The 26,676-nt window shown below is 54.7% G+C and carries 31 protein-coding genes; 29 read left to right on the forward strand and 2 right to left on the reverse strand.

Annotation, left to right across the window (positions count from 1 at the left end):
• Window positions 1-12 precede the first annotated feature (12 nt).
• From Q7K71_06300 to Q7K71_06345, 10 genes are all read left to right on the forward strand, one after another.
• Window positions 13-918 (forward strand): lysophospholipid acyltransferase family protein, encoded by a 906-nt coding sequence (locus Q7K71_06300; GenBank protein ID MDO8675704.1) that lies wholly within the window; start codon window positions 13-15, stop codon window positions 916-918.
• A gap of 17 nt (window positions 919-935) precedes the next feature.
• A complete protein-coding gene (locus Q7K71_06305; GenBank protein MDO8675705.1) occupies window positions 936-1,616 on the forward strand; it encodes a hypothetical protein in 681 nt (226 codons plus the stop codon).
• 112 nt (window positions 1,617-1,728) lie between these two features.
• On the forward strand, window positions 1,729-1,890 hold the full coding sequence (locus Q7K71_06310; GenBank protein MDO8675706.1) for a DNA-directed RNA polymerase: 162 nt from the start codon (window positions 1,729-1,731) through the stop codon (window positions 1,888-1,890).
• Between the two features lie 82 nt (window positions 1,891-1,972).
• Window positions 1,973-3,490, forward strand: coding sequence for an SDR family NAD(P)-dependent oxidoreductase (locus Q7K71_06315; GenBank protein ID MDO8675707.1), 1,518 nt, complete (start codon window positions 1,973-1,975; stop codon window positions 3,488-3,490).
• 74 nt (window positions 3,491-3,564) lie between these two features.
• Window positions 3,565-3,855 (forward strand): hypothetical protein, encoded by a 291-nt coding sequence (locus tag Q7K71_06320; protein ID MDO8675708.1) that lies wholly within the window; start codon window positions 3,565-3,567, stop codon window positions 3,853-3,855.
• Window positions 3,856-3,869: 14 nt separating this feature from the next.
• Window positions 3,870-4,148: a GYD domain-containing protein gene (locus tag Q7K71_06325; protein MDO8675709.1), complete on the forward strand. Its 279-nt coding sequence runs from the start codon at window positions 3,870-3,872 to the stop codon at window positions 4,146-4,148.
• 111 nt (window positions 4,149-4,259) lie between these two features.
• Window positions 4,260-6,215, forward strand: a complete 1,956-nt coding sequence (locus Q7K71_06330) for an APC family permease (protein MDO8675710.1) — start codon at window positions 4,260-4,262, stop codon at window positions 6,213-6,215.
• Window positions 6,216-6,278: 63 nt separating this feature from the next.
• A complete protein-coding gene (gene bamD / locus Q7K71_06335) occupies window positions 6,279-7,226 on the forward strand; it encodes an outer membrane protein assembly factor BamD (protein MDO8675711.1) in 948 nt (315 codons plus the stop codon).
• A 2-nt stretch (window positions 7,227-7,228) separates the two neighbouring features.
• Window positions 7,229-7,753, forward strand: coding sequence for an LPS assembly lipoprotein LptE (gene lptE, locus Q7K71_06340; protein MDO8675712.1), 525 nt, complete (start codon window positions 7,229-7,231; stop codon window positions 7,751-7,753).
• Complete coding sequence (locus Q7K71_06345; GenBank protein MDO8675713.1) at window positions 7,753-8,403, forward strand: hypothetical protein; 651 nt, start codon at window positions 7,753-7,755, stop codon at window positions 8,401-8,403. The genes lptE and Q7K71_06345 overlap by 1 nt, the downstream gene beginning before the upstream one ends.
• 82 nt (window positions 8,404-8,485) lie before the next feature.
• On the opposite strand, the gene rpsT is transcribed toward Q7K71_06345, so the two are convergent.
• Complete coding sequence (gene rpsT, locus Q7K71_06350; GenBank protein ID MDO8675714.1) at window positions 8,486-8,740, reverse strand: 30S ribosomal protein S20; 255 nt, start codon at window positions 8,738-8,740, stop codon at window positions 8,486-8,488.
• A 27-nt stretch (window positions 8,741-8,767) separates the two neighbouring features.
• Here rpsT and murJ point away from each other — a divergent pair, with 27 nt between their 5' ends.
• The 12 genes from murJ to Q7K71_06410 all read left to right on the forward strand — a co-directional run bounded on the left by murJ (window position 8,768) and on the right by Q7K71_06410 (window position 20,943).
• Window positions 8,768-10,126: a murein biosynthesis integral membrane protein MurJ gene (gene murJ / locus Q7K71_06355; GenBank protein MDO8675715.1), complete on the forward strand. Its 1,359-nt coding sequence runs from the start codon at window positions 8,768-8,770 to the stop codon at window positions 10,124-10,126.
• Window positions 10,087-11,331, forward strand: coding sequence for an excinuclease ABC subunit UvrC (locus Q7K71_06360; protein MDO8675716.1), 1,245 nt, complete (start codon window positions 10,087-10,089; stop codon window positions 11,329-11,331). The genes murJ and Q7K71_06360 overlap by 40 nt, the downstream gene beginning before the upstream one ends.
• Before the next feature lie 4 nt (window positions 11,332-11,335).
• Window positions 11,336-11,623 carry an MGMT family protein gene (locus tag Q7K71_06365; GenBank protein MDO8675717.1) on the forward strand — a complete coding sequence of 96 codons (288 nt, stop codon included), beginning with the start codon at window positions 11,336-11,338 and terminating at the stop codon, window positions 11,621-11,623.
• Window positions 11,624-11,647: 24 nt separating this feature from the next.
• Complete coding sequence (ychF, locus tag Q7K71_06370; protein MDO8675718.1) at window positions 11,648-12,721, forward strand: redox-regulated ATPase YchF; 1,074 nt, start codon at window positions 11,648-11,650, stop codon at window positions 12,719-12,721.
• A gap of 24 nt (window positions 12,722-12,745) precedes the next feature.
• A protein-coding gene (prfB, locus tag Q7K71_06375) for a peptide chain release factor 2 (GenBank protein ID MDO8675719.1) occupies window positions 12,746-13,883 on the forward strand; the annotation gives its coding sequence in 2 pieces (ribosomal slippage) (window positions 12,746-12,814 and window positions 12,816-13,883; 1,137 coding nt in all).
• Window positions 13,876-16,860 (forward strand): preprotein translocase subunit SecA, encoded by a 2,985-nt coding sequence (gene secA / locus Q7K71_06380; GenBank protein MDO8675720.1) that lies wholly within the window; start codon window positions 13,876-13,878, stop codon window positions 16,858-16,860. Before prfB ends, secA begins: the two co-directional genes overlap by 8 nt.
• Window positions 16,857-18,329 carry an apolipoprotein N-acyltransferase gene (lnt, locus tag Q7K71_06385; protein ID MDO8675721.1) on the forward strand — a complete coding sequence of 491 codons (1,473 nt, stop codon included), beginning with the start codon at window positions 16,857-16,859 and terminating at the stop codon, window positions 18,327-18,329. The genes secA and lnt overlap by 4 nt, the downstream gene beginning before the upstream one ends.
• Window positions 18,299-19,228 carry a lysophospholipid acyltransferase family protein gene (locus Q7K71_06390; protein ID MDO8675722.1) on the forward strand — a complete coding sequence of 310 codons (930 nt, stop codon included), beginning with the start codon at window positions 18,299-18,301 and terminating at the stop codon, window positions 19,226-19,228. The genes lnt and Q7K71_06390 overlap by 31 nt, the downstream gene beginning before the upstream one ends.
• Window positions 19,225-19,395, forward strand: coding sequence for a hypothetical protein (locus Q7K71_06395; protein ID MDO8675723.1), 171 nt, complete (start codon window positions 19,225-19,227; stop codon window positions 19,393-19,395). The genes Q7K71_06390 and Q7K71_06395 overlap by 4 nt, the downstream gene beginning before the upstream one ends.
• Window positions 19,392-20,048: an HAD-IA family hydrolase gene (locus tag Q7K71_06400; GenBank protein ID MDO8675724.1), complete on the forward strand. Its 657-nt coding sequence runs from the start codon at window positions 19,392-19,394 to the stop codon at window positions 20,046-20,048. Before Q7K71_06395 ends, Q7K71_06400 begins: the two co-directional genes overlap by 4 nt.
• 112 nt (window positions 20,049-20,160) lie before the next feature.
• Complete coding sequence (locus tag Q7K71_06405; protein ID MDO8675725.1) at window positions 20,161-20,559, forward strand: hypothetical protein; 399 nt, start codon at window positions 20,161-20,163, stop codon at window positions 20,557-20,559.
• Between the two features lie 183 nt (window positions 20,560-20,742).
• Window positions 20,743-20,943, forward strand: a complete 201-nt coding sequence (locus tag Q7K71_06410; protein ID MDO8675726.1) for a cold-shock protein — start codon at window positions 20,743-20,745, stop codon at window positions 20,941-20,943.
• A gap of 81 nt (window positions 20,944-21,024) precedes the next feature.
• Here Q7K71_06410 and Q7K71_06415 read toward each other — a convergent pair whose 3' ends face one another.
• Window positions 21,025-22,242, reverse strand: coding sequence for an MFS transporter (locus Q7K71_06415; protein MDO8675727.1), 1,218 nt, complete (start codon window positions 22,240-22,242; stop codon window positions 21,025-21,027).
• Between the two features lie 175 nt (window positions 22,243-22,417).
• Between Q7K71_06415 and trxA the strand changes: the two genes are divergently transcribed.
• Genes trxA through Q7K71_06450 form a run of 7 tightly spaced genes read left to right on the forward strand, consistent with a single transcriptional unit; the run spans window position 22,418 to window position 26,673 of the window.
• Complete coding sequence (trxA, locus tag Q7K71_06420) at window positions 22,418-22,738, forward strand: thioredoxin (protein ID MDO8675728.1); 321 nt, start codon at window positions 22,418-22,420, stop codon at window positions 22,736-22,738.
• A gap of 10 nt (window positions 22,739-22,748) precedes the next feature.
• The gene (locus tag Q7K71_06425) at window positions 22,749-23,099 is read left to right on the forward strand and encodes an aspartate 1-decarboxylase (GenBank protein MDO8675729.1); all 351 of its coding nucleotides are present in this window, start codon (window positions 22,749-22,751) and stop codon (window positions 23,097-23,099) included.
• Window positions 23,100-23,109: 10 nt separating this feature from the next.
• A complete protein-coding gene (gene def / locus Q7K71_06430) occupies window positions 23,110-23,643 on the forward strand; it encodes a peptide deformylase (protein ID MDO8675730.1) in 534 nt (177 codons plus the stop codon).
• On the forward strand, window positions 23,615-24,526 hold the full coding sequence (gene lipA / locus Q7K71_06435; protein MDO8675731.1) for a lipoyl synthase: 912 nt from the start codon (window positions 23,615-23,617) through the stop codon (window positions 24,524-24,526). Before def ends, lipA begins: the two co-directional genes overlap by 29 nt.
• Window positions 24,502-25,494 carry a lysylphosphatidylglycerol synthase transmembrane domain-containing protein gene (locus Q7K71_06440; protein MDO8675732.1) on the forward strand — a complete coding sequence of 331 codons (993 nt, stop codon included), beginning with the start codon at window positions 24,502-24,504 and terminating at the stop codon, window positions 25,492-25,494. Before lipA ends, Q7K71_06440 begins: the two co-directional genes overlap by 25 nt.
• Window positions 25,421-25,900 (forward strand): NYN domain-containing protein, encoded by a 480-nt coding sequence (locus tag Q7K71_06445; GenBank protein ID MDO8675733.1) that lies wholly within the window; start codon window positions 25,421-25,423, stop codon window positions 25,898-25,900. The genes Q7K71_06440 and Q7K71_06445 overlap by 74 nt, the downstream gene beginning before the upstream one ends.
• A complete protein-coding gene (locus Q7K71_06450) occupies window positions 25,900-26,673 on the forward strand; it encodes an ABC transporter permease (protein ID MDO8675734.1) in 774 nt (257 codons plus the stop codon). The genes Q7K71_06445 and Q7K71_06450 overlap by 1 nt, the downstream gene beginning before the upstream one ends.
• Window positions 26,674-26,676: the final 3 nt, after the last annotated feature.

The following is a 26,676-nucleotide window of genomic DNA, read 5'->3' on the forward strand; positions in this document are numbered from 1 at the left end:
TTTTAATTATCTATGTTACGGTTTTCTAAAAAGCGTCAGAACCAATTGATCAACGGGTCTCTGCGGTCGGTCAAGTGGGCCATGAAGGTCCTGCCCAGGGGACTGATCGAGTTTTTTGTGAAAGGCCTGTTTTCCGTCGCCTCTTTAGGGACCAAAAGATTGAAGGAGATCTGCGTCAGGAATTTACAATTGGTCTATGGGAACTCCAAGAACGAGGCGCAATATAAAGCAATAGCCGAAAAATACCTTAGGTCCATCGGCTATTCCATGATGGACCTTCTTTACTATGTTGACCGGCCCAAAGAGTTGTCAAAGATCGTGCATTTTGAACATGAAGACCATTTGAAGAAGGCCCTTGAGTCAGGTCAGGGCGTTATTGCCGTATCCGCCCACATGAGCAATTTCCCTTTGATGTTCGTTTCTCTGGTCCAAAAAGGGTATAAGGTCAATGTGATCATCCGCACCATGCGCGACGAGAACTTCAGTCAATTTATGTATCATTTGTGCGGTCAATGGGACATCCATATGATCCAGACCTCCCCAAGAAAGGAATTTTTAAGAGACAGTTTGGGGGCTTTACAGCGCAATGAGCTGTTGTTCATCCTCCTGGACGAAGTGGTTGCCAAAGAAAACGGTATTCAGGTAAAATTTCTCGGCCGTGAGGTCACGAGGGCAACGGGGCCGGTCTTATTTCTTCAGCGGACGGGCTCGCCCATCCTGCCGATGTTCATCGCGCAAGACGAGCAAAAACATTTTAAGATTTTCATTGAACAGCCGTTTAAGGTCCACGGGGAAGGCGGCAAACAGGAAAATATGCTCAAGAACATTACGGGGCTGACAAATATCATTGAGGGTTTTGTTAAACAATATCCTCTGCAGTGGGGCGGTTGGCTTAATAAAAGATGGGCTTTGGAATAGCACTCAAGGGGGGACCGATGCGAAGGATCGTATTATATTTTTTGTTTTATTTTTGTATTCCCGGCTTGAGTTACGCGGCGCCGTGTTATGGCCCCAAAATGCCCGAACAGAAACAATTTTTTCTGGGGCTTCAAACATATTCGGTTTTTAACCGGTCTTTGGGAACGGACTATGGAAAAGTGAGCAGCCTTCAGGAATTCTTTCTGATCTCATACGGGGTCTTTGATTGGCTTTCTCTGGACATGAAAGGCGGGGCGGGAAACATAAAACAGCGTTCCGGGGTGGGCGGTGATATGAATTACCCCGCTTTTTTAGGGGGCGGGTATGGTTTTCGCCTCAAGCTTTATGACCGTGAAGCGTCAAAAATGGTTTTCGGGTTCCAGCACATCAGCATCCACCCGCAGACGGTATCCGTGGGCGCTTCAAAGAACAAGGCCGTATTGGATGACTGGCAATTTTCTTTCTTAGTGTCCCATGACGTTTTCAACGTCACGCCTTATGTGGGGACGCGGTGGTCCTGGATGAATAAGATCCACTGGACCGATGGTGAGAGAAAGCTGGAAAAGTCGGACCTGAATAAAAGCGTGGGGTTGATCGCCGGAGTTGATATTCCCTTGAGCAAAAAGACATGGCTTAATGTGGAAGGTCAATTTTTTGACGCGACAGCCCTGGCCGGAAGCATCAATGTCGCTTTTTGACATCGCAAAGGGTTTTCTTGTTTTAACGGGGAAGATGTGTTACAGTAGCTTTGGAAGTAGGATCAACAATGGGTACCTCTTTTAAAGGGGGTATCACTAAAACGGAGGCAACATGGCTTTTCAAGGTGGTGGGTACGACAGAGGTCCAAGAGAGATGCACAAGGCAGTTTGCGCGGATTGCAAAAAAGAGTGTGAAGTTCCTTTCAAGCCCAGAGAAGACCGTCCGGTCTATTGCAAGGAATGTTTCTCAAAGCACAAGGACAGCGGTCGTTAAAAGATAGCAAAGTTTCTTGATCTAAACCCCCTTGCAGTTAAAAAACTGCGGGGGGTTTTTGTTTTTCGGGGTATAATGCGGCATGAATAAAACAGAAATACAGGCATGCATCGCATTGCTTGAAGATCTGGTCGCTCACAGCATTGAGCTGGCCCATTTATCTGATGAACAAAGGATCGCCCTTCTGAAGGCGGCGGGGCAGATCTCCCGTCCGGACCGGGAGGAAATTCGAAAAAGAATAAGGGACAGGGCCCGGCTTAAACGCCAGAAGATCGATCACCATGAACGGACTGCCCGGGCCCGCACCGGCATCCGCTCTGCCCGTAAGGACGCTGTATTCACGGCCCCTGAACAGATCACGCATGCCCGCGCCCAAGAGGTATCCAAGGCCCTTGAACTGATCAATCCGCGCGCCTGCTATATCTGCAAGAGTGAGTTTACGCGGCTGCATTTCTTTTATGACGCGCTGTGTCCGGGCTGCGCGCAGTTGAACTACTCCAAACGCTTTCAGACGGCTTCTCTTAAAGGCCAGGTCGCGTTGATCACGGGGTCGCGCTTGAAGATCGGCTATCAGGCGGCGCTGATGATGTTGCGCGCCGGGGCCCACGTGATCGCCACCACGCGATTCCCGGTGGATGCAGCACTTCGCTATTGCCGTGAAAAAGATTTCCACCAGTGGGGCGGGCGCCTGCATATTTATGGATTAGACCTGCGGCATACGCCCAGCGTGGAACTTTTCTGTAACTATGTGGAACAAAAATATGCCCGCCTGGACCTGCTGATCAATAACGCGGCGCAAACGGTCCGCAGGCCGCCGGGTTTTTACGCGCATCTCATGGCGAATGAAACCCTCCATTTTGAAGAATTGCCCCCGGACGTTCAGCCGCTGCTTCGTCCTTTTGAGGAATGTAAAGTCAGGTTGATACCGAGCGTCCGATCCACAGGATCATCGGTGCCCACACTCGCCTGGAATGGAACAATGCCCGGCATCGGGCTAAGCGCGTCAGCCAAGCTTTCCCAGGTCCCGTATACGCACGACCATGCCCTGCCGCTGGAAAAAGTTTTTCCTAAAGGACGGTTGGACGCGGACCTGCAGCAGGTGGACCTGCGGCAAACCAACAGCTGGCGGCTGGGACTGGGGGAGATCCCCACCGCGGAGATGATCGAACTCCAGCTGGTCAATGCCATAGCGCCTTTTGTTTTGTGCAATAAATTGTCAACCATGATGAAGCGCGAGAATACCGGGCAAAAACATATTGTGAACGTATCCGCCATGGAAGGAAAGTTCCACCGCTATACAAAAACAGACCGTCATCCGCACACCAATATGGCTAAAGCGGCTTTGAATATGCTGACCCATACGTCGGCCAGCGATCTGGTCAAATACGGGATCTACATGAATGCCGTGGACACCGGATGGGTCACTGACGAAGACCCCATGGCTTTAGCCATGCGCAAACAGGAGAACCATGATTTTCAGCCCCCTTTGGACATCGTGGATGGAGCGGCCCGGGTCTGCGACCCGTTCTTTCACGGCATTCTGACGGGGACGCATTGGTGCGGCAGGTTTCTCAAGGATTATTATCCGGTTGACTGGTGAGCAAGAAAGTTTACTAATAAGCCGCAAATAGAGTTATAATGATTGTCAATGATCGCAAGGGCACAAGGAGCACTATGAGCGTTGAAAAAGAGATCGATATCCGCATCCACAGGAGCGGCACGGGCTATCCCGGATGGTATGTGGGGATTGCGGCCAATCCGCGCAAACGGTTATTTGAAGGCCATAATGTCAGTGAGCGCAGCGGGGCATGGCTTCACCGGGATGCCGGTTCAGAATTGATGGCCAAGGCCATTGAGACCATTTTTATGAAGAAGGGCTGTAAAGGCGGGCCCGGCGGTGGAAATAGTCCGCACCATGTCTATGCTTATAGAATGACGCGAACAACACGGGGGAGTCAGGGTTAAAGGGAGGTATTGAGATGGCAAAATTTTTGATGTTGGGCAAGTATTCCGTGCAAGGGGTCCAAGGGATTGCGGCAGAACGCACGAAGAAAGTGGTGGATATCATTCAAAAGTCCGGCGGCAAAGTCAACGCGATGTACGCGTTATTGGGCTGCCATGACGCGGCCCTGGTCGTTGATTTTCCAGGCAATACCGATGCCATGAAGGCCTCCATTGCCATAACGAAATTGACCGCCATTGGGTTCACCACTTACCCGGCACTACCCATTGAGGAATTTGACAAGATCTTAGGATAAAGCAGGGCCGGTCACGCTGCAAAAACTTAGTGACAATTGTTTTGCGCGCGGTAGAATACAGACGCAGGAGAACCAGAGATACATTCTCTGGTTTTTTTATTGGAGCCCAATATGTTTAGCGCGTTAAGGAACTTGATCATCGGCAGGCCGAAAAACCCGCAGGACCGGCGCGTATTCCATAGCCTGTCCCTGATCGCTTTCTTTGCCTGGGTGGGCTTGGGCGCGGACGGTTTGTCTTCCTCGTCTTATGGTCCGGAAGAAGCGTTTTTGGCTTTAGGCGAGCACAGGTATCTGGGTATTTTCGTGGCCTTTTTGACCGCCGCCACCGTCTTTTTGATCAGCGCCGGCTATTCACAGATCATCGAGCTTTTTCCAGGCGGCGGGGGCGGGTATCTGGTGGCCAGCAAATTGCTTAACCCAACGCTGGGCATGATCTCCGGATGCGCGCTTTTGATCGATTATGTTCTGACCATTTCCATTTCCATCGCCAGCGGAACGGACGCGCTGTTCAGCTTTTTGCCTGCAGGACTTCACGAGCCGAAACTCATTGTCGCCACGGCCGGCGTTATTCTGCTGATGGTCATGAACATGCGCGGGGTCAAAGAATCTGTTGTCCTCTTGACACCCATTTTCCTCATTTTTATTTTTACCCATTTTTTTGCCGTTGTCCATGCCTTCATGACCCACAGCGGACAAATTCCCTCCATGATGACGGCCGGGAACGCGGACATTGCCAATCTGCATGGTCAGGTCGGCACGTTCGGCATCCTGTTTTTGATCCTGCGCGCCTACAGCTTGGGCGCGGGAACGTTCACCGGGATTGAGTCGGTCAGCAACGGCATGCCTCTTTTAAGGGAACCCAAGGTTGCCACCGGCAAAAGGACCATGCTGTACATGTCTTTCTCGCTGGCATTCACCGTCTTCGGGTTGATGGTCGCCTATTTGCTTCTGGACGTGCACAAAGACCCGCACAAGACATTGAACGCCACGCTTTTCGAAGGATTGACCGGTTCATGGCCCCAGCCGTGGGGGCACGCGTTTGTCCTGCTGACCCTGGTATCGGAAGCTGCGCTGCTCTTCGTGGCCGCGCAAGCCGGGTTCTTAAGCGGGCCGCGGGTTTTAGCCAACATGGCCATGGACCGCTGGATGCCGACGAGTTTTGCGGCTTTGAGCGACCGGCTGGTCACCCAGAACGGGGTGATCCTGATGGGCGCCATGGCCCTGGCGACCCTGATATTGACCAAGGGATCGGTCAAGACCCTGGTCATCCTTTACAGTATCAATGTTTTTATCACTTTTTGTTTGTCGCAGGCGGGGATGGTGCGCCATTGGTGGCAGGTCCGGCGCGAGCAAAGGAACTGGTGGAAAAAAATGCTCATCAACGGCCCGGGTTTCGTGGCCACGACGTTCATCCTTTGCGCCGTCGTTATTTTGAAATTCCATGAGGGCGGATGGGTGACGCTGTTGATCACGGGCATTTTGGCGGTATTTGCCGGCATCATCAAGAGTCATTATCGGGACACGATCAGGATGCTCAAACGTTTGGACCCGCTGGTGGAGATCGCCGCGGGCATTCCCCAAGGCCAGGGTTCGTCGGCGCAGCCGGATCCCACGGGCAAGACCGCGGTGATCCTGGTCAACGGTTTTAACGGACTGGGGCTTCACACCATGATGGCGGTGGCCAGGTATTTCGGCACCTCTTTCAAGAATTACGTTTTCATCCAGGTGGGGGTGGTTGACGCCGGTAATTTCAAAGGGGCCCAGGAGATGGAGAGGCTTGAGGCCTCGGTCCGCAACGACCTCGGCCGCTATGTCCAGTTCATGCGCCATAACGGCTATTATTCGCAAAGTTATTATGCCACGGGTACGGACGTTACGCTGGAAGTGGAGGGCCTGGCCAAGGAGGTTATGGCCAAGTATCCGGACTGCGTGTTTTTCGGCGGGCAACTGGTTTTCCCGCACGAAACGTTCATGACCCGGCTTTTGCACAACCACACGGTTTTTACCATCCAGAAACGGCTGTATCCTCAAGGCATCCCGTTCATGGTCCTGCCCGTGCGGGTGTAGGTTTTAGGGAACCAGCGCCCCCCTTGCGTTGACAAATCTTGGTAACTATGTTAGATTTACCCGATGATATTCCGGCGCCAGGTTGCTCTGCTCCTGTTATTTTTCTTTGCTTTTTCCCCCTTCAGCCATGCCGTCTGGATCTGGACGCCCGAAACAGGCAAGTTCATCAATCCCAAAATGTCGGTCAAGTCCACTCCGAAGGAGCAGTTGGAATTTTCCCGTTCTTTGATGGAGAGCAAGAAATATCCCGAGGCGCTCTCTGAATTCAAGAAACTCATCCGTCATTATCCCCGCGCCAAGGAAGCCCCCGAGGCCCAGTATTACATCGGCCAGATCCACGAAGAATTGAATAAGCCCTATGAGGCCTATAGGGCCTATCAGGTCGTCATTGATAAATACCCTTTCAGCGAGCGCGCCGGCGAGATCGTCCAACTGCAGTACGATATCGGCAACCAGTTATTGGAAGGCAAGAACAGGCACGGTAAGTGGGTGGAGGTCATCATCGGCGGGGATGAGAAGGTCATCACCATTTTTCGTTCCGTCATCAAGAACGCGCCTTACGGGAAATTCGCCGCCGTGTCCCAATACAAGATCGGGCTGTATTTGCAGGAAAAGGGCCTTTATCAGGAGGCCCGCGATGAGTTTGAGAAGACCGCCAACGATTATCCCACCAGCGACTGGGCCAAGGCCGCGAAGTTCCAGATCGCCATGGCTGACAGCAAGCGTTCTTCCGACGTCCAGCATGAGCAGAAGGTCACGAACATCGCCCTCGAGGGTTTTCAGGAATTCATCAAAACGCATCCGGAAAGCGAATTGACCCCCGCCGCCAAGGAGCAGATCAGCCGCCTGCGCGACAAAGAGGCGCAGAACAATTTCCTGATCGCCGAGTTTTACGAGAAGCAGAAGAATCCCAAGGCCGCGAAAGTGTATTACAAGGATATCATTGACCGTTATGCCGACACGTCCTGGGGCTCCAAGGCCCTGGCGCGTCTGAAGACCATCGGGGGATAAACATGCACCGTTTGTTACGCGTCTTTTGGCCTGTTTTTTTTATCTTCGCCGGCTGTGGCTACACCACAGGGTCTTTGCTTCCTGCCAATTACCGCACCATTTACGTCGAGCCGTTCAAGAACAAGGTCCAATATATCAGCGACATCACGCGCGCGCTGTATGTGCCTTTGCTGGAGACCAAGGTGCGCACGGCCGTTGTCAACCGCTTCCAGTTCGACGGGCATTTGAAGATCAAGGATTCCGAACGCGCTGATCTTGTCCTGAAAGGCGACCTGATCGAGTTCAACCGCGAGGAATTGCAGATGACCGACGCCCAGGAGGTGCAGGAATACCGCATCCGCATCACCATGGCGCTGACCATGATGGACGTCGCGACCGGTGAGGCCTTCTGGTCGGAACCGTCGTTCGCCGGCGAGGCCACGTATTTCACGACAGGCGCCCAGGCCAGGTCTGAAAGCGCCGCGCTGGATGATGCCCTGACCGACCTTTCCCGCCGCGTGGTGGAACGCACCATTGAAAACTGGTAATGATTTATTTATTCCTCGGCGATGATCTTGCCCGCAAAGATACCCAAATTTCCTCTTTGAAGGCCGCGGCCTTCAAAGACCCCCAGGCCATTCCTTTTGATTACGAGGCCTTAGACGCCATCACGTTACCCGTTGATGTTTTGAAGAAATCCCTGGTCACCCTGCCCGTCCTGTCGGCCAAGCGGCTGGTCGTTGTGCGCAATGTCCATAAATTGAAAGCCGCGGATATCGCTGTGCTGTCGGCGTTCTTGAAGAAGCCGCTGGGTCACGTGGATCTGGTCCTGGAATCCGCTGAAGTTGCGCTGAAAGGGGAATTGAAGGGACAGGCGGCATCATGCCGGAGGGTGGTATTCAGCACGGCCTCGCCGGGCAATGCTTTTGACGTGGCGCGGTTGATGACCGCGGGCAAGGCCAAAGAGGCCCTGAAAATCCTCAACGATCTTTATGATCACGGCACGCACCCTTTGCAGGTCATGGGCGCTTTGGTGTGGCATTGGGGTCAGGAGGGAAGGGCGCTGGGCCCTGAAAAATTTGAACGGGGCTTAAAGGCCCTGGAAGAGGCGGACCTGAACATCAAAAGGACCCGTTTTAAACCGGAATACGCGGTGGAAAAAGTGGTGGTGGAATTGGTGGCGCTGCGTCGTCAGTAGGATGTCACCCCCGAATGTTTTTGTCGGGGGTCCAGAAAATGTATGTCTGGATGCCCGACAGAAGCATTCGGGCATGACAATGTTATTTTACTAGGAGTTTGGCAAAACGGGATTTGCGGCGCGCCGCGGTCTTTTTGTGCAGGATGTTGCGTTTGGCGGCCTTGTCCATTTTCCGGTAGAGGACCTTCAAAAGTTCCTGGGTTTCGGACTTTTTGTCTTTAACGGCGGAAAGGAATTTCTTGACCGTTTTTTTAAGGTCGGTCTTGATGTCAAGATTACGCATGTGACGGGTGCGGTTCTTGCGTAGGTCTTTGACGGCTGTTCTGCGTTGCGGCATTTGTGTAATATAACAAACATCCAAAAAATGTCAAACGATAAATCACAACTTCCCCACGCACATCGATCCCTCTTAAGGTCCGGCGGCATCGTCGCGTCAGGCGTCCTGGCCTCCAGGTTTTTAGGGTTTATCCGCGATGTGGTCATCGCGCATTTTATGGGAACAGGCATGCTGGCCGAGGCGTTTTTTGTGGCCCAGCGCATCCCTAATTTATTGCGGGGCCTGGTGGGTGAGGGCGCGGCCAACGCGGCCATTGTTCCTGTTTTATCCGAATACAGCCAAAAGAAAAGCAAGGCCGAGTGGCAGGAATTGATCAACGCGGTCATGGCCTGGGGTGTTGTCATTTTAGGCGGGATCACCGTTGTTGGCATGCTCGCCGCGCCGTGGATCGTGGCGGTGATCGCGCCTGGTTTTACGGACAATGCGGCCAAATTTCAATTGACCGTGGACTTGACCCGCATCATGTTCCCGTATCTGGTCCTCATCGCGCTCACCGCGTTCCAGGTGGGCATCCTGTATACGCTGCAGTCATTTGCCGCGCCGGCGTTCGGGCCGTGTTTGCTCAACGTGGCCATGATCTTGAGCGTTTGGGCCGCGTGCCTGTTCTCCTGGCATTTGGCCTACGCGTTGTCGGTCGGGGTCCTGGTCGGAGGGGTATTGCAGTTCGGGGCGCAGGGATTGGCGTTAAAAAAACAGGGCGTGCGTTGCGTCAGGCCAAAAACATTGAATAACGAAGGGGTGAAAAAGATCTGGTCTTTGCTTGTACCGCGCGTCTTGGGGTCGGGCGTGTATCAATTGAATGTTTTTGCCGACACCTTTTGCGCGTCATTGGCAGCCATCGTCGGAGCGGGCGGCATCGCGGCCATTTATTACGCCAACCGCATCGTGCAGCTGCCTTTGGGGGTGTTCGGCTACGCGCTGTCTTCCGTGACCCTGCCGTCCCTTTCGAAAATGGCCGGTGAAGGCAGGATGGAGGAGTTCCGTTCCACCGTATCGTTCACGTCAAAGAAATTGATGATGGTTTTGGTCCCGTCGGCGCTGGTGATGGTTGTCCTGGGCAAGGTGATCATCCACCTGGCTTTTCAGCGCGGTTCATTTGACGCGTATTCCACGCAGATCACGTCCCAGGCCCTGATGTTCTTCGCGTTGGGCCTGCCGTTTTACGGCGTCTCCCGTATTTTTGTTTCCGCTTTTTACGCCCTGCAGGACACCAAAACGCCGGTGAAGATCGCGGCATTGTGCTTAGCCATCAATGTGGTGTTGAATTTTGTGTTGATGTTCCCGCTCAAGATCGGCGGCATCGCCCTGGCCAGCAGCATTTCCGGTTTGGTCAACAGTTGGCTCCTATGGACCGTCTTAAAGAAAAGATTAAGGCACTCCCTTTAACGAGCGGGGTGTATATTTTTGAAGACACCGACGGCAAGGTGATCTACGTGGGCAAGGCCGTGTCTTTGCGCCGCCGGGTGGAGTCGTATTTCCGTTCCAACGCCCGTTCTTTGAAAACCGACATGCTCGTCGGACATATCCGCGGCGTGGAAGTCATGTTGACCCAGAGCGAGGCCGAGGCCCTGATCCTGGAAGCCAGTTTGATCAAGCGCCATCAGCCCAAATACAATGTTGAACTCAAAGACAGCAAGACCTATCCGTATGTCCAGATCACCAGGGAGAAATTTCCTCTGGTCGCTGTTGTCCGGCGTAATACCAGGGAATTCAAGAAAACACCGTCGGACCTCTACGGTCCTTATGTCAACCCGCGGCTGGTGCGCGAGGCCCTGACCATCATCCGCAAGATCTTCCATTTCCGGACCTGCCATCCGTTCCCCCATCAATCGTGTCTGGATTTTCATATCGGCCTGTGCGACGCGCCATGCATCGCCAATATCAGCAAAGAGGAATATGGACGCAACATCCGCAGCGTGAAACTCATCCTAGAGGGGAAAAAGGACGATCTGTATAAGGGGTTGCAACGGGACATGGAGGCCTTTGCGCGGGCCAGGAATTTTGAGGCGGCGGCCAAGGTGCGCGACCAGATCCGCGCCATCGGCGCTTTGTATTCCGGCACGCAGGACGTCAACTATTTCAAGGAAGCCGAACAATTGCAAAGGGCTTTGGGCCTTTTACAGCCGCCGCGGCGTATGGAATGTTTTGACATTTCCAACATCATGGGCAACCAGGCGGTCGGGTCCATGGTATCGTTTTTTAACGGCAAGCCGGACAAGAATAATTACCGCCGTTTTCGCATCAAGACGGTCGAGGGCATTGACGATTTCAAGATGATCGCCGAGATCGTGCGCCGGCGTTACCGGCGCTTGAAAGAAGAGAGGGCCGCGTTCCCCGACCTCATCGTCATTGACGGAGGCAAAGGCCAGCTGGCCGCGGCAGCCGCGGAGTTGAAAAATTTAGGAGTGATCATCCCCATTGTTTCCTTGGCCAAGCGCGAGGAGGAAATTTTCGTGCCCAATAAACGCTTGCCGGTCATTTTAGCCAAGGACTCACTGGGGCTTCAACTGTTACAGCGCGTGCGCGACGAAGCCCATCGCTTTGCGTTGAAGTACCACCATCTTCTGCGGGGAAAGGCAGTGAAAGAATGAACATATGACTCAATTTGAATGGAAGGTTTTGGAAGCGGCACTGACGATCCCCTTTGGCCAGACGCGCAGTTATGGGTGGGTGGCGCAGAAGATCGGCCGGCCCAGAGCCATGCGCGCCGTCGGACAGGCCTTGCGCAAAAATCCATACCCCATCGCCATCCCTTGCCACCGCGTCATCAGATCCGATGGTACGCCCGGGGGCTATGCCGGCAGGATGGGTCCCCAAAAAGGCCGCCTTCTGGCCCTGGAACAGGCAGTGCTGCGGCGCCTAAGAAATCCCTCGACAGGATAGCCGTATTCCCGTATTATCGTCGGCATGGAAATTGGCATCGTAGGTCTTCCCAACGTCGGCAAATCATCCCTTTTTAACGCGCTCACCGGCGCGGCCGCGGCCGTGGAGAATTTTCCGTTCACCACCATTGAACCGAACATCGGCGTTGTGCCTTTGCCTGACGCCCGGCTTGGCCGTCTGGCCGAGGAATGGAACTCTGCCAAGGTCACTCCGGCAGGCATCCGTTTCGTGGACATCGCGGGCATTGTCCAGGGGGCGAGCGAAGGCCAGGGCCTGGGCAATAAATTTTTGGCCCACATCCGCTCGGTGGACGCCATCGCCCACGTCGTGCGCTGTTTTAAGGATGATAATGTGGTCAATGTCATGAACGAACTCAACCCCCAGAGCGCTGCGGACATCATTGAGACCGAACTCTTATTAGCTGATATCCAGCAATGCCAGAAATCTTTGGACAAACACGCCAAGCCGGCCAAGGGCGGGGACAAGGGCGCGATGGCCAAATGCAATGTTCTTAACGACGCGATGAAGGCCTTTAATGAAGGCAGGCCCGCGCGCGCTTTGGATCTGCCCAAAGATATTCTTGATGAGTTCCAATTCCTGACAGGCAAGCCCCTGCTGTATGTGGCCAATACCGACGAGGGACAGCCGGACGAAGGCCTTTTGGCGCCTTTGCGCGATCGCGCCTCCAAAGAAGGGGCCGCGCTGGTTACCCTGTGCACCAAACTGGAAGCAGAGATCGTTCAATTGCCCTCCGAGGAACGCTCCGCGTATTATGAGTCCGCCGGTATTACTTCTCCGGGTTTGGCCCGGCTTGCCCAGGCCGGCAAGGATCTGTTAAAGCTTGTTTGTTTTTTCACCGCCGGGCCGCAGGAAACCCGCGCCTGGCTGGTGAGCAAAGGCACCGTTGCCGTCAAGGCCGCCGGCAAGATCCATACCGACATTGAGAGGGGATTCATCCGCGCGGAGATCTACAAATACGCGGACCTGGAAAAATGGGGCTCTTACAAGGCCGTGCAGGAAAAAAACCTTGTCACCCTTGAAGGCAAGGAATATGAAATGAAGGACGGGGATTGCGCCTATTTTCGTTTCAGTGTTTGAAATTTTCATGTTAGAATAACCGCCATGCTGGACGATCTCGCCAAAGACATCGACGAACTCAACAACAAGCTTTCGGGCTTAAGGGGGTATCTTTGACTTGGGCCCCAAAGAAAAAGACATAGCCGCCATCCAGGAGCGCATGGCTCAGCCGGGTTTTTGGGACGGGCAGGAACGATCCAACCGGCAGATGCGGGAATTGAAGTCCTTGAAGAACGTCGTTGAGCCGTTCGCCGATTGTGTCAAACGTTTGGCCGATGCCCGTGAATTCCTGCCCCTGGCCGATGGTGATGAAGCCATGACCCGGCACATCATCGCGGATATCGCTGCCTTAAAGATCCAGATCGACGCTTTGGAATTGCTGGCCATTTTGAGCGGGCCGTATGACGCCAATAACGCTTTGTTGAGCATCAACGCCGGCGCCGGCGGAACGGAGTCCTGCGACTGGGCGAACATGCTCTTGAGGATGTACACGCGCTGGTGCGACATCCGCGGTTTTAAATGCGAGATCATTGACATTTTGCACGGGGAAGAGGCGGGGATCAAGAACGCCACCCTGCGCATTGAGGGGGAGAAGGCCTACGGGTATCTGAAGGCGGAAAAAGGCGTGCACCGTCTGGTGCGCATATCGCCTTTTGATTCCAACAAACGCCGCCACACCTCTTTCGCATCCGTTGAAGTCATCCCCGAAATTGAGGATGATGATGCCCAGATGACCATTGACCCCTCGGAGCTGCGCGTTGATGTTTACCGCGCCTCCGGGCCCGGCGGCCAGGGGGTCAATACCACCGACTCGGCGGTGCGCATCACGCATGTGCCGACGAATATCGTGGCGCAGTCCCAGAAGGAACGTTCCCAACTGCAGAACAAGATGCAGGCGATGAAGGTCCTGCGCGCCCGCCTGTATGAATTGAAGAGGCGCCAGCAGGAAGACGTCCTGAACAAGGAAGCCGGGGACAAGCAGAAGATCGAATGGGGCAGCCAGATCCGCTCCTATGTTTTACAACCCTATATCATGGTCAAGGACCACCGCACCGGCGTTGAGACCGGCAACGCGCAAAAGGTGCTCGACGGCGGCATTGATGATTTTATCCAGGCGTATTTGAGAACAAAACCGGAAGACCGGGACAAGCGTCTTAAAAATAAAGGGAATGACGATGTTTGATTTTTTTGTCCGTAAGGGCATGGTCGGATCGGCCCAGAATTTCATCAGCCGGCTCAATCCTAAGGTGCAGGTCCATATCCACCCCGACGCGCCTTTGCCGTCCATCGACTTAGTCAAGAAATTAAGCAGCCGCGCCTCCCGGATCTGCGCGCTGGAACCCAAGATCAGCGCGCTCTCCGACGAACAATTGCGCGCCAAGACCGATGAGTTCAAGAGCACCATCGCCCAAGCCGTGGCCTCTAAAAAGGCCGAACATGATCAGGTTTTGGCCAATTATCGCAAGGCCCAGTCAGCCCAGGAAAGGGAAGACCTTGCGCGCGAGATCAAACGTCTGGACAAAGAACTTTTTGAGACCAAGCGCGCGGTTTTGGATGTCATTCTCAATGAGGCCTTTGCCGTGGTGCGCGAGGCAGGCAAACGTTTTTTGAACATGCGTCCTTTTGACGTGCAATTGGTCGGAGGCATGGTCCTGCACAACGGCGCCATCGCGGAAATGACCACCGGCGAAGGCAAGACGCTCGTGGCCACCCTGCCCGCGTATTTGAACGCCTTGACCGGCGACGGGGTGCACGTGGTCACCGTCAACGACTATCTCGCCCACCGCGACCGTCATTGGATGGGGCCGGTCTATGAATTCCTGGGGTTAAGCATCGGCGTCATCCAGCACGACATGAACCCGCGCGAACGCCAGGCGGCTTACGGATGCGACATCACCTACGGCACCAATAACGAGTTTGGTTTTGATTATCTGCGCGACAACATGGTCTCTTTTAAGGAAGAGATGGTCCAGCGCGGGCATGCGTTCGCCATCGTGGACGAGGTGGACAGCATCCTCGTTGACGAAGCGCGCACGCCCCTGATCATCTCCGGCCCGGCGGAAGAAAGCACGGACAAATATTATAAGGCCCATCAGATCTCTCTGGGGCTCAAAGGCTGCCGCGTGACCGATACCGATGTGGAAAAAATAAACGCCAAGGCCAAAGGGCTGGACCCGGAAGAATTGTACAAGGACTACGATTATGTCGCCGATGAAAAGGCCAAATCTATCGCGCTTTCGGATGAGGGGGAACGCAAAGCCGCTGAAATGTTCGGGGTCCATAATTTGCATGAGATCGAAACAACGGAATATCTCCATCATGTCATCTGCGCTTTGCGGGCCAAGGAATTCTTCAAACGCGACATCGACTACGTGGTCAAGGACGGCAAGGTCATCATCGTCGATGAGTTCACCGGCCGCATGATGCCGGGCCGGCGCTGGTCCGATGGGCTCCACCAGGCGGTGGAGGCCAAGGAGGCGATCGCCATTGAGCGCGAGAACCAGACGCTGGCGACCATCACGTTCCAGAATTATTTCCGCATGTATCAGAAGCTGGCGGGCATGACAGGGACCGCGTACACCGAGGCCAATGAGTTCAAACAGATCTATAATCTCGATTGCGTGGTCATCCCCACCAATAGTCCCATGGCCCGCGACAGCCATTCGGATTGTGTTTACAAGACGCAAAAAGAAAAATACGAGGCCGTGGTCCAGGCGATCGAGGCCTGCCACGCGAAAGGCCAGTCGGTGCTGGTGGGTACGATCTCCATCCAGAAATCGGAATTGATCAGCGCGCTTTTAAAGCAGAAAGGCATCCCGCATCAGGTCCTCAACGCCAAATATCACGAGATGGAAGCGCATATCATTGCCCAGGCCGGCCGTTATCATGCCGTGACCATCGCCACCAACATGGCGGGCCGCGGGACCGACATTATGCTGGGCGGTAACGCCGAATATCTGGCGCGCGCGCTGGCTTTGGAGAAAGGCAAGGACAATTCCGACGAGCAGCGTGAGGCCATGGTCAAGACGTTCATCAGCCAGTTCAGGGAACAGGTGAAAAAAGAGCATGACCAGGTCATCGCCGCGGGCGGTCTGTACGTCATCGGCACCGAACGCCATGAGTCCCGGCGCATTGATAATCAGCTGCGCGGCCGCTGCGGCCGTCAGGGCGATCCCGGCGAATCGCGTTTTTATGTGTCTTTGCAGGATGACCTGATGCGGCTCTTCGCGTCCGACCGCATCATGGTGGTCATGGAAAAGCTGGGGATGGAAGAAGGGCAGGTCATTGAATCGCGCATGGTCTCCGGCGCTCTGGAGATCGCCCAGAAACGCGTTGAGAATTACAACTTTGAGATCCGCAAGCAATTGCTGGAATACGACAATGTCATGAACAAACAGCGCGAGGTGATCTATTCCCTGCGCCGTTCCATCCTGGAAGGCGAGAATTTGAAGGACGTCGTGCTCGACGCTGTGGCCCAGACCGCTGAAGACATGATCGACCAGCATGCGGCTTTGGCCGAGGCCACGGAAAACCCCGTCAACGTCCTGGCGGCGCAATTGCAGGCCGCCTTTGCGTTGAACATCTATCCGATCAAACATATGTTCGCCGAGTCCTCCACCGCTGAAATTAAGACCGCCGTGGTCGATTTTCTGATGGACGCCTATGAGCTTAAAGAGAAACAATTGACACCCGAAGTCATGCGCCGCATGGAACGCATGGTCCTTCTGCACGTCATTGACACCCAATGGAAAGACCATTTGCACGCGATGGACCATATCAAGGACGGCATCAGCTTGCGCGCCCTGGGCCAGCGCGATCCGCTGGTTGAATATAAAAAAGAAGGTTTCGCGATGTTCAAGACGCTGTACGGGACCATTAACCACGAGGTCGCCTCCCTGATGTTCAAGCTTGAACCGCCGCAAGGCCAGGAGGAGAGACCGCGCACGGTGTTAAGCCGTTTGCCTCAGCATGCCGTGCATCAGGATTTTTCGGGGTTGGCCGCTGCCGCGGCTGCGCCGCAGGGAAGCATCCCTGAGATGGTGGAAGAGATGCCGTCCGCCCCCGCCCTTGTCCCGCTGCGCGCCGAACACAAGGTCGGCCGCAATGATCCCTGCCCATGCGGCAGCGGAAAAAAATACAAAAAATGCTGCGGACAATGATCCTCATCGTCCTTTCCGCTGTCCTGCTGGTCATTTCCTATCCCCAAATGGACTGGGGACCGCTCGCGTGGGTGGCCCTGGTCCCGTTCTTTTTCGCCATCGACGGTAAAAGCGTCCGTTCTGCCTTCAGCTTGGGTTATGCCTGTGGTTTTCTTTTTTTTGCAGGCACCCTGGGCTGGTTCATCTACGTGACGTATCCCGGGGCTTTTTTATTCATTGCCTATCTTTCCTTATATTTTGCCGCGTTCGCCGCCGCGTTCGTTTTTTTCCGCCGTTTAGGCCTGGTCCCGCGCCTGTTCACGCTGTCCGCCGTGTGGGTCGCGCTTGAATTCATCCGCGCCCACGCCTTGAGCGGTTTCGGGTGGGTGTCCCTGGGTCACTCGCAGTATAAAAATTATCTGCTGATCCAGATCGCGGACGTGACTGGTGTTTACGGCGTGTCGTTTTTGGTCATGCTGGTCAATCTTTTGGTTTTTGAAAGTTTGAAATTTGTCCATGACATCCGCCAGCTCCGCCGGGCACAGATCATCGTGACCCTACTGGTATGTTTGGTTTTAGGGTACGGTATCGTGGATACGACGCATACGCGCGCCTACGGCCAGGTGAAGGTGGGAGTGGTCCAGCCCAACATTCCCCAGTCGCTCAAATGGGACCCCCGCCTGAAAGGGAGGATCGTTGAGCGCAACATACAATTGACACGCACATTCGGTGTCCATAAGCCCGAGATCATCATCTGGCCGGAAACATCTTTGCCGGGGATCTTGGGGGAATCGCCGGAGCTTTTTGAACAGGTCAAAAAAACCGCCCGTGACATGCAGACACCGATCCTGATGGGCACCATCATCCAGGAAGGGGAGGAACAATATTACAATTCAGCCGTTCTTGTTTCTGCCGACGGAGAAATGACCGGCCGTTATGACAAGGTCCATCTGGTGCCTTTCGGCGAGTATTTGCCGTTGCGGCCCGTGCTCGGGTTTATCAACCGTTTCATCGGCATGGGGGACTTTACTTCGGGCGTGGAATATACGCTGTTTTCCGCCGGGCGCGAACAGAAAAAATTTGGCGTGCTCATCTGTTTTGAAGATACCCTGCCGTATTTGCGCCGGGGCTTCACCAATGCCGGGGCGCAATTTTTGGTCAACATGACCAATGACGCCTGGTTTGAGGACACCAAGGCCCCGTTTTTGCATTTGCAGGCCGCGGTGTTCGGCGCCGTTGAGAACAAGCGCGCGCTGGTGCGCGCGGCCAACACCGGCGTGAGCGCCTTCATTGATCCTTTTGGCCGCGTCATCCAGGCCGTTCAAAATGAGCGCGGCAAGAAGGCCTTTGTCATGGGCACGGCCGTGGCTGCCTTGCCGCTGGTCAACCAGCGCACGGTGTACACGAAATATGGGGATGTTTTTGCAATGCTTTGTTTCTTGGGTATACTAGGGGCGATATGGGCAACAAGGACCGCATCAAAAAGATAAAACGGGCCATGGCCCGTTATACGTTTTATTTCTTTTCAGCATTTTTCCGCCTTTTGCCTTATCCCGTCGTGCGCGCCATGACCAATGCCTTGATCGCCCTCGCGTTCGTGATGGTCAAGCGCATGCGCAAGCTCTCCAGGGAAAGCCTGACCATCGCTTTCGGCAAGGAGAAAGGCGAGCGGGAGATCGAAGATATTATCCGCACCTGTTTTTCCAATTTGGGCCGCAGCGCCATTGAAATGCTGTATTTCACGCAAAGACCGCAGATGATCACCGCGAAGCTGGCGTTTGTGCCCGGCGCCCGGGAAAACCTGGAGGCCGCGCTGGCCGAGGGCAAAGGGGTCATCGCGGTCACGGCCCATTTCGGCAATTTTCCGCTCATGCTTTTGTATCTGGCCCGCATGGGATACAAGACCAATGCCATCATCCGTCCGGCGCGCGATGAGGTCATTGAAAAGGTCTTCCAGGACACCCGCACACGTTTGGGCCTGCATACCATTTACAGTTATCCGCGCCTCGAATGCGTCAAAGAATCCCTGCGCGTTTTGCGCAACAAAGAGATCTTGTGCATTCCTTTGGACCAGAATTTCGGGACCGGCGGGGTGTTCGTTAAATTTTTCGGCCAGAAAGCGGCCACAGCCACGGGGCCGGTGGTCTTTGCCGCGCGCACGGGCGCGGTCATTCTGCCCATTTTCATTGCCCGCGACGCGGACGACCGGCACAAGATCATGACGGAACCGCATTTCGCGATCGAGGCCAAGGCCACGGATGACGAGACCATCCAATACAATGTGGCCAAGATCACCGGCATCATCGAGACCTACATACGCCGCTATCCCCACGAATGGGGATGGATGCACCGGCGCTGGAAAAGTAAACCCAAGGAAGAACAAAAATGAAAAAAATACTATTGTCCGGGTTCGGATTTTTGTTGGTCATCGGCGGTATGGCGCTCACCCTGGCGCAATGGGAGATCCTGGCCATGGTCATCAGGGCCTGTGCCGGGCCTGTCCTGGCCGTTGCCGGCCTTGTCATCCTGTTCGCCGCTTCTTCTCAAAAACAATGAAACTCATCATCTTCGACCTCGACGGCACGCTGGTCAATGCCTATCCGGCCGTGCATGCGAGCATCAATCACACGCTCAGAGCCATGGGATTTTTGCCCCGGTCCGCCGCGGTCATCAAAAGTTCCGTGGGCTGGGGGGACCGGCATTTGCTGGAGACATTTGTAGGCAAAGCGAAAGGTAAGGCGGCCATTAAAATATACCGCAGGCATCATGCCGTGGCCCTGAAGACCGGCGTTCGGTTTTTGTCCGGCGCCAAAGCGATTCTAACATTTCTAAAAAGGTCCGGCTATCGGCTGGCCGTGGCCAGCAATCGTCCGACGAAGTTCACGCTCCTGATCCTTAAGATGCTTGGCGCGCGGGCGTATTTCGACATGGTGTTGTGCGCGGACAAAGTCCAAAGGCCAAAGCCCCATCCGGACATGCTCATTAAGATCATGCGTCTGCTTAAGGTCAGGAAAGAAGAGACGCTTTATGTCGGGGACATGACCATTGATGTCCTCACGGGCCGCGGGGCCCGCGTGCGCACCGTGGCGGTGGCCACGGGGTCGAGCACAACAGCGCAATTAAAACGATTGAAACCCTGGCGCGTGATTGATAAGATGAGTTGTCTAAAAACCATCATAGGAGGTTTTCATGAGCAAAAAGAAACGTAAGGGCAAACTCAACTGGCGTTCCAAAAAGGCCAACCACGGCACCAAACCCGGCAAGGGCTAATTCTTTAAAATTTTTTTAGTCCTCACGCTGTTTGTGATATAAACTATAAGTATGATCAGTTCCCGGATGCGCTGTTTGCATTGTTTTTTAGCCCTTGTTCTGGTTGTTTCCGCGGCCGGTTGCACGGCCCCTTTATTGTTTATAGGCGCCGGCGCGGTGGGCGGTTATGCCGTCAGCGGCGACACCTTTGAGGGGATCACGGCCAAAAGCCAGGAGGAGATTTGGGATGCCGCCTATCGCGTGGCCTCCATCATGGGCACCATTGAAGAAGACAACCGCCGCAGCGGGCAAATGACCGCCCGCATCAACGGCGCCCGCGTGACCATAACGCTGGTACCGGTCAATTTGACATCTACTACACTGCGCATCAAGGCCCGCAAAGGCATTTTTCCCCGTAGAGGCACCGCCCAAGAGGTTTATGTCAAGATCAACACCCAGCTGGAAGAATAGGCTTTTCGATTTTATTATTTGACAAAGCACAGAAAGCTGTTATATTATCCCTTGTATATGAGCAACGGTGATCTTAAGCCCGCAAGGTAGAAGGTGACGTGCCTTGCGGCTTTTTTATTGCCTGCCAGGCGGGATCATACAAAAACGTTGGCTCAAGTTTAATAAAGAGGAGGTATCAAAGAAATGGTTAAAGGTAAAGTAAAGTGGTTCAATGATCAAAAAGGTTTTGGATTCATTACTCCCGAAAACGGCAAAGATGTGTTTGTCCATCACAGCGTCATTCAGGGTGATGGTTACAGATCGTTAGCTGAAGGCCAGGACGTCGAGTTTGAGATCGTCCAGGGACCTAAAGGCGAGCAAGCCCAGAACGTGGTGAAATTGTAAAAAACAACTGGTCCCTTTTGGGGCCATGTTTTTTAATAGCCGCAAAAACCCTCCGTGACTTTATTAGTTGCGGAGGGTTTTTCATTTTTCGCGTTCGAGGGTGCGGGGATTAAAGCGCAGGGCGCGCAATTGGGGAGCTAATGCCGCGGTCAAGCCGACGACGGCCAGCGTCACCAGGCCGCCGGCCGCGACACAGGGAATTGTTCCTATCAGCGCCGCCACCATGCCGCTTTCAAAGGCGCCGAGTTCATTCGAAGCGCAGATAAAGACCCAGCTGACCCCCGAGATCCTTCCGCGCATGTCATCCGGCGAAAGCAACCGTACCATGGACCGGCGGATGACCATGCTCACCCCGTCAAAGATCCCGCTCAAGGTCAGGGCGGCCATGGACAGCCAGAAATTTTTTGAAAAAGCGAAAATGAGGATGCTCACGCCAAATCCCGTCACGGCCAGCAGTAGATTGCGGCCCGCGTTGGTCATGGGCGGATGACGGGCGGCGACGAGCATCATCAGCAAAGCCCCCGCGGACGGCGCGGCGTTGAGCAATCCGAACCCCTTGGCCCCGACGTGCAGAATATCATTGGCAAAGATGGGCAAAAGGGCGATGGCCCCCCCGAACAGCACGGCGAAGAGATCCAGCGCCAGGGCCCCCAAAAGCGGCTGATGGCCGAACACGAAACGCCATCCGATGCGGATACTTTTCAGCACCGGCTCCTTGTGTTCCGGCATGGTCTGCCGGCGCGGCCCTATCCCCAGCGTGCACAGCCAAGAGAGGATAAAGAATCCTGTGATGAAAACGTAGGAACCCGCCGCCCCCTTAGCATCAAACACAAAACCGATGATCGCGGGCCCCGCGATGGAACATCCGATCCACGTACTGCCTATCCACGACGAGGCCTTGACCGTGAGTTCTTGAGGGACCACCTGCGCTTCAAAAGCGCTGTTGGCCGGGTCGGCGAATCCGCGCGCGATACCGGCCAGAAAGATGACGCCGTAAAGGGGCAAAACCGACGTGTGATGACCTTCCAAAGAAAGCGCGGCCAGCGCCGCGGCGCACAGGCAGGACGCGGCGCGGGTGATGAGAAGTATTTTGCGGCGGTTGAAATGGTCGGCCACGTGTCCGCCGACGAGGACCAGGGCAATGGCCGGCACGGCTTCCACCAGCCCCAGCCAGCCCAGGGCCATGGCGCTGTGGGTGATCTGGTAAATTTGGAAACCGATGACAACGGCCAGCGCCCGGCTGGCCAGTGTGAAGGACCCGACGGAACTGATGAAAAGACGGAGGTCAGGGTTGTTCATGGTTTCAGGGTAATTTTTCCATAAACCCGTGGGCGGTTCAAGGGTTTATGCTAAAATCACTTCATCCATCAAAAGTCGTTGATATAGATAATACTTACAGATATAATAATTTATTATTAAACCGCCTTGGCGCGTGGCGCTTAGGCGTGTTTTGTTTAATATGGAGGGATATTCTATGGGCGCTTTGCATTTGAACGAAAGCAATTTCAGCCAGGAAGTGGAAAAGTCCACTCTTCCTGTCCTGGTGGATTTTTGGGCCGAGTGGTGCGGGCCATGCAAGGCCATCGGGCCGATCATTGAACAATTGTCCGTTGAGCTGCAGGGTAAGATGAAAGTCGCCAAGGTCAACGTGGACGAATGCCCGGACTTGGCGGGGAAGTTCAACATCATGTCCATTCCCAGCATGCTGATCTTCAAGAACGGCGCGCCCGTGGACCAGATCGTCGGGGCTAGCCCTAAGGACCGGATTTTGGAAAAATTGAATCCGCATTTGTAAGGGACCGTCTATGTTCATTCAGGTTTTAAAATCAAAGATCGGTCATGCCACGGTCACGGATGCCCAATTGCATTATGAGGGAAGTATCACCATTGATACAGACCTCATCAAGGCGGCCGGCTTGATCGTCGGCGAGAAAGTGCATGTCCTTAACGAGAACAACGGTACGCGTCTGGAAACCTATGTGATCGCGGGAAAGCCGGGTTCGGGGGAGGTTTGTCTCAACGGTCCGGCCGCGCTGCACGGCAAGGCCGGCGACAGGGTCATTATTTTGAGTTATGCTTTGGCCGAATCGCAGGAGGCCAAAAAGATCATGCCGACGATCATTTATCTGGACGGCAAAAATAGAATAAAAAAATAACAACACCCCTATGGTTGCCGGTATCTTAAAGATCCGATTGTTAGGTGACCCGTGCCTGCGCCGCAAGTCCAGACCGGTCAAGGAAGTCGGGCCGGTTGAGCGCGTGCTCATCAATGCCCTGTTCGCGACTTTGAAAGAGCATAAGGGGGTGGGTCTGGCCGCCCCGCAGGTGGGGATCAATGAGCAGATCTTTGTCGTGGATACGGGTAAGGACGCGTTCGCGGTCGTCAACCCCAGGATCTTAAAAAGCGAAGGCAAGGCCGCGACCGAGGAGGGGTGTTTGAGCATCCCGAATCTGCATGTCAAGGTCAAAAGGGCCAAGGAGCTTGTGGTTGAATTCACCGACGAACATGACCGGCGCTTCCGGGCTGAAATGTCGGGCCTGACCGCCAGGGTGTTCCAGCATGAACACGACCATCTCAACGGCAAGCTCATCATTGATTACCTGCCTCCCGTCAAAAAGGCGCAGGTGCTCAAAGAGATCAAAGACGGTGTTTTCATCGGGAAGACCGGCCATGATGCAGGCAACACAAGAGAGATTTGAGTCGGGACTCGTCAAACTCCCGCCATGGTTCAGGCAGGAATTGCCGGACATGGGCAAGGTCCGGGCCATGAAAGAAATGCTGCGCGCCTCGCGTTTGCATACGGTGTGCGAAAGCGCGCGCTGCCCCAATATGGGCCAATGCTGGGGCGAGGGCGTGGCCACGTTCATGATCTTAGGGGGCACGTGCACGCGCGCGTGCCGTTTTTGCGCCGTGCCTGCCGGACGGCCCGAGACCGTGGATGAGCAGGAACCCCGGGGCGTGGCGGATGCGGTCAGGCAATTGGGCCTGCGTTATGTTGTGCTGACGTCGGTGGCCCGCGATGACCTCAAGGACGAAGGGGCGTTCCAGTTCGTGCGCACCATCGCCGCCATCCGTTGTTTGACCCCGCAGGTCAAGATCGAGGTCCTCATTCCTGATTTTTCCGCGAAAGAGGACGCGTTAAAGATATTGAGCGAAGCGGTCCCCGAGGTGGTCAGCCATAATATTGAGACCGTGCGGCGTTGTTCGCCGCTGTTACGGCCGCAGGCGGACCATGACCGGTCTTTGCGGGTGCTCAAGCGTTTCCGTGAATTGAACCCTGGTGGTTTTGTGAAATCATCGTTCATGGTCGGCGCGGGTGAGACCGACGAGGAGATCGTTGTGCTGATGGAGGAATTGCTGGAGGCCGGATGTCAGATATTGACCATCGGCCAATATCTGGCGCCCACCCGGATGAAACGGCATTTGCCCGTGGCGCGTTTTGGGACGCCTGAACAATTTGAACGCTACCGCGCCATCGGCAGGAACATGGGTTTCAAATACGTGATGAGCGGACCGCTGGTGCGCAGTTCCTACATCGCCGAAGAAGGGTATCATGAGTGCATGAAAGCGATGGCGGCATGATCTCTTTTTTGGCCCGTCTTGGTTTAAGCGTCGTACTTTTGGGGTGGATCTTAAGCCGTATAGATCTGACCAAGACGTGGCAAGCCCTTAAGGGGGCGGACCCCTGGCTCATGTTCGCGGCGTTTTTGATATTCATCGCCACCAATGTCATCATTTTTTTCCGTTGGAGGGTGTTCATCAGGGCGCTGGACCTTAAATGCAATACTTTTGACGGCGCGCGCTGGTTTTTGATCGGGCTGTTTTGCAACCTTTTTTTGCCGACTTCCGTCGGTGGGGACGTGGTCAAAGGCATGGGGCTGGCCAAAGCCACCGGCCAGAACCCCAAGGTGTTCGCCTCCATCGTCCTGGACCGTCTGGCGGGGTTTTCGGGCATCGTGATCACGGCCTGCGTTTCTTTTGCCTTCGGCCGCGCCGTGGTCCAGGATCCGTCGGTGCTCATGTCCATCGCGGTGATGACGGCGGTGTCCGTGCTTTTAGCCGTGACACTTTTCAGCCGCCGCATTTTTTATTGGGTCGCCTCCGTGTTCGTATTCTGGCCGCGCCTGAAAAACGCGTTGATGGAATGGCACGATGACATCCTGCTCATGCGCGGCAAACAGCTCCAGGGTCTGGAGACCATCGGGCTTTCCATTCTGGCCCAGCTGGTCCTGGCGTTTGAATTTTACGTGACGGCCAAGGCCATGCATCAGGAGATCGCTCTGGTGTATTTCGTGATCTTTTCGCCGCTGGTGTGCGTGGCCACGTCTTTGCCATCCATCGGGGGATTGGGCGTGCGCGAGGTCGGCTGGGTGTATCTGCTGTCCAAGGTGGGCGTGCACCAGGGGGTCGCCGTGGGCCTAAGCCTGCTCAACTTTTTTTTCATGGTCCTCGTCGGGCTTTGCGGGGGGATTTTTTATGTCGCTACATTATCTGGTCGACGGCTACAACGTGGTCAAGCAGGCCCCGGCCTTGGCAGACCGGTCGCTTGAGCAAGGCCGCGACGGGCTTTTGCGCTGGATCGATGCCCAACGTCCTCAAGGCAGTATTAACAACCGCGTGACCGTTGTTTTTGACGGCAGCAGTGAACATTTCGGCGGCGCTTTCGCCGGGACCGCCCAGGTGATCTTTTCCAGGGACGAAAGCGCGGACGAATGCATCAAGACCATGGTGGAGAAAAGCGCTGCCAGGTCCAATGTGGTTGTTGTCAGCGATGACAAGGGAATTACGCTGTATGTCCGTTCTTTGGGGGCCAGGATCATGGGGGTCAAAGAATTTGCCGCGGACCTGTTCGACGCGCCATCCGGGTCATCACCCAAAAAAGGACGCGGCAAATATATTTCTTTGGCCCAAGCCCAGCAGATCAATGAGGAATTAAAGAAGATCTGGTTGAAATAATGATCACCCGCGTCCTCGACAATGTCCGTTCACGTTTGACCCACATGGGCGAAGCCATTTTCTTTCTGGGCGAGATCCTGCGCGTCATCGGCCGGGGCAAGGTGCGTTTCAACGAGGTTTTAAACCAGATGTACGCCCAGGGCGTGCAGTCCATCGTCATCGTTGTTTTGACGTCTTTTGCCTCCGGCATGGTTTTGGCCCTGCAGGCGAGCATCACCCTGCAGAGGTTCGGGGCCAAGGAATTCGTGGCCCGGCTGGTGGCATTGTCTTTGCTGCGCGAATTAAGCCCCGTGTTCACTTCGCTCATTTTTTCCGGCAAGGCGGGGGCCGGTATAACGGCGGAACTGGGCACCATGAACACCCATGAACAGATCCAGGCCACGCGCGCTTTGGGCGTCAACCCCGTTGAATTCCTGGTGGTGCCGCGGTTTGTGGCCTGCGTTTTGGTATTGCCGATCCTGGTCGTTATTTCGGAGATCGTGGGGATCTTCGGCGGTTATGTGATCGCCGTCAGCCAGGCTCATGTCCCCGGGGTCTTTTACGTGCATGAGACCATGGAAGCGGTGGATTACGTGGATTTCTTCAGCGGGCTCATCAAGGTCTTCTTTTTTTCGGTGATCATCGGATGGATCTGCTGTTACCAGGGTTTTTATACCAAAGGCGGGGCCATGGGGGTCGGCCAGTTCACGACCAGGGCTGTCGCCTATTCCTATATCGCCGTCATCATTTCCGACGTTGTTTTGACAAAGATCATCCTGACCATCTGGGGGTAAATG

This window comes from Candidatus Omnitrophota bacterium (genome assembly GCA_030650275.1).
GTDB lineage: Bacteria > Omnitrophota > Gorgyraeia > Zapsychrales > Fredricksoniimonadaceae > JACPXN01.

Excerpts from the sequence above, each read along its gene's own strand:
- Q7K71_06300 (MDO8675704.1), top strand. The coding sequence starts at position 13 with ATGTTACGGTTTTCTAAAAAGCGTCAGAACCAATTGATCAACGGGTCT.
- Q7K71_06305 (MDO8675705.1), top strand. The coding sequence starts at position 936 with ATGCGAAGGATCGTATTATATTTTTTGTTTTATTTTTGTATTCCCGGC.
- Q7K71_06310 (MDO8675706.1), top strand. The coding sequence starts at position 1,729 with ATGGCTTTTCAAGGTGGTGGGTACGACAGAGGTCCAAGAGAGATGCAC.
- Q7K71_06315 (MDO8675707.1), top strand. The coding sequence starts at position 1,973 with ATGAATAAAACAGAAATACAGGCATGCATCGCATTGCTTGAAGATCTG.
- Q7K71_06320 (MDO8675708.1), top strand. The coding sequence starts at position 3,565 with ATGAGCGTTGAAAAAGAGATCGATATCCGCATCCACAGGAGCGGCACG.
- Q7K71_06325 (MDO8675709.1), top strand. The coding sequence starts at position 3,870 with ATGGCAAAATTTTTGATGTTGGGCAAGTATTCCGTGCAAGGGGTCCAA.
- Q7K71_06330 (MDO8675710.1), top strand. The coding sequence starts at position 4,260 with ATGTTTAGCGCGTTAAGGAACTTGATCATCGGCAGGCCGAAAAACCCG.
- bamD (MDO8675711.1), top strand. The coding sequence starts at position 6,279 with ATGATATTCCGGCGCCAGGTTGCTCTGCTCCTGTTATTTTTCTTTGCT.
- lptE (MDO8675712.1), top strand. The coding sequence starts at position 7,229 with ATGCACCGTTTGTTACGCGTCTTTTGGCCTGTTTTTTTTATCTTCGCC.
- Q7K71_06345 (MDO8675713.1), top strand. The coding sequence starts at position 7,753 with ATGATTTATTTATTCCTCGGCGATGATCTTGCCCGCAAAGATACCCAA.
- rpsT (MDO8675714.1), bottom strand. The coding sequence starts at position 8,740 with ATGCCGCAACGCAGAACAGCCGTCAAAGACCTACGCAAGAACCGCACC.
- murJ (MDO8675715.1), top strand. The coding sequence starts at position 8,768 with ATGTCAAACGATAAATCACAACTTCCCCACGCACATCGATCCCTCTTA.
- Q7K71_06360 (MDO8675716.1), top strand. The coding sequence starts at position 10,087 with ATGGACCGTCTTAAAGAAAAGATTAAGGCACTCCCTTTAACGAGCGGG.
- Q7K71_06365 (MDO8675717.1), top strand. The coding sequence starts at position 11,336 with ATGACTCAATTTGAATGGAAGGTTTTGGAAGCGGCACTGACGATCCCC.
- ychF (MDO8675718.1), top strand. The coding sequence starts at position 11,648 with ATGGAAATTGGCATCGTAGGTCTTCCCAACGTCGGCAAATCATCCCTT.
- secA (MDO8675720.1), top strand. The coding sequence starts at position 13,876 with ATGTTTGATTTTTTTGTCCGTAAGGGCATGGTCGGATCGGCCCAGAAT.
- lnt (MDO8675721.1), top strand. The coding sequence starts at position 16,857 with ATGATCCTCATCGTCCTTTCCGCTGTCCTGCTGGTCATTTCCTATCCC.
- Q7K71_06390 (MDO8675722.1), top strand. The coding sequence starts at position 18,299 with ATGGGCAACAAGGACCGCATCAAAAAGATAAAACGGGCCATGGCCCGT.
- Q7K71_06395 (MDO8675723.1), top strand. The coding sequence starts at position 19,225 with ATGAAAAAAATACTATTGTCCGGGTTCGGATTTTTGTTGGTCATCGGC.
- Q7K71_06400 (MDO8675724.1), top strand. The coding sequence starts at position 19,392 with ATGAAACTCATCATCTTCGACCTCGACGGCACGCTGGTCAATGCCTAT.
- Q7K71_06405 (MDO8675725.1), top strand. The coding sequence starts at position 20,161 with ATGATCAGTTCCCGGATGCGCTGTTTGCATTGTTTTTTAGCCCTTGTT.
- Q7K71_06410 (MDO8675726.1), top strand. The coding sequence starts at position 20,743 with ATGGTTAAAGGTAAAGTAAAGTGGTTCAATGATCAAAAAGGTTTTGGA.
- Q7K71_06415 (MDO8675727.1), bottom strand. The coding sequence starts at position 22,242 with ATGAACAACCCTGACCTCCGTCTTTTCATCAGTTCCGTCGGGTCCTTC.
- trxA (MDO8675728.1), top strand. The coding sequence starts at position 22,418 with ATGGGCGCTTTGCATTTGAACGAAAGCAATTTCAGCCAGGAAGTGGAA.
- Q7K71_06425 (MDO8675729.1), top strand. The coding sequence starts at position 22,749 with ATGTTCATTCAGGTTTTAAAATCAAAGATCGGTCATGCCACGGTCACG.
- def (MDO8675730.1), top strand. The coding sequence starts at position 23,110 with ATGGTTGCCGGTATCTTAAAGATCCGATTGTTAGGTGACCCGTGCCTG.
- lipA (MDO8675731.1), top strand. The coding sequence starts at position 23,615 with ATGATGCAGGCAACACAAGAGAGATTTGAGTCGGGACTCGTCAAACTC.
- Q7K71_06445 (MDO8675733.1), top strand. The coding sequence starts at position 25,421 with ATGTCGCTACATTATCTGGTCGACGGCTACAACGTGGTCAAGCAGGCC.
- Q7K71_06450 (MDO8675734.1), top strand. The coding sequence starts at position 25,900 with ATGATCACCCGCGTCCTCGACAATGTCCGTTCACGTTTGACCCACATG.